The organism is Mycobacterium sp. E3298 (genome assembly GCF_001666895.1).
Classification (GTDB): domain Bacteria; phylum Actinomycetota; class Actinomycetes; order Mycobacteriales; family Mycobacteriaceae; genus Mycobacterium.
Genome location: NZ_LZJB01000291.1, coordinates 1 through 603, shown reverse-complemented (window position 1 = coordinate 603; position 603 = coordinate 1). Strand labels below are relative to the sequence as shown.

Sequence of the window (603 nt, the reverse complement as noted above, 5' to 3'; positions counted from 1 at the left end):
TCAACACGTTCAACGCCTGCTCGAACTGGGGCTTGTTCAGGTTGTTGGCGTTCTGGCCCAGATCCTCCAGCGCGCCGACCAAGTCAACAAGCTGGTCGACGACGGCAACGAGTTGTTCGCAGCGCTCGACGAGCGGCGGGCCGCCATCGGGCAGCTCATTTCGGGGATCCAGGGCCTGTCGGCGCAGATCTCCGGGTTCGTCGCCGACAACCGCAAGGAGTTCGGCCCGGCCCTGAGCAAGCTCAACGATGTGCTGAGCAACCTCAACGAGCGCCGCGACTACATCACCGAGGCCCTCAAACGGCTACCCACCTACGCCACCGAGCTCGGCGAGGTCGTCGGGTCCGGACCCGGATTCAACGTCAACGTCTACGGTGTGATCCCCGCGCCGTTGATCGCGACAATGTTCGACTTCTTCTACCAACCGGGCAAGATGCCGGCCAGCCTCGCGGACTACCTGCGCGGACTCATCCAAGAGCGCTGGATCATCAGGCCGAAGTCGCCATGATCAAGCGCCTCGCCGGCAGCCGGGGGCTGCGCTACACCACCGCGATCGCGCTTATCGCGGTGCTGGTGGGTGGCGTGTATGTACTGTCGTCGACC

The 603-nt window shown here is 64.2% G+C and carries 1 protein-coding gene and 1 pseudogene; both read left to right on the top strand.

The genetic code is table 11. From position 1 onward, the window contains the following. Positions 1–508: pseudogene (locus A9X05_RS13800) on the top strand (mammalian cell entry protein); the annotation flags it as partial. Beyond that, positions 505–603 (top strand): hypothetical protein (locus tag A9X05_RS32150; protein ID WP_231975229.1); only part of this gene is annotated, 99 nt, incomplete at its 3' end. The pseudogene A9X05_RS13800 and the gene A9X05_RS32150, both read left to right, overlap by 4 nt.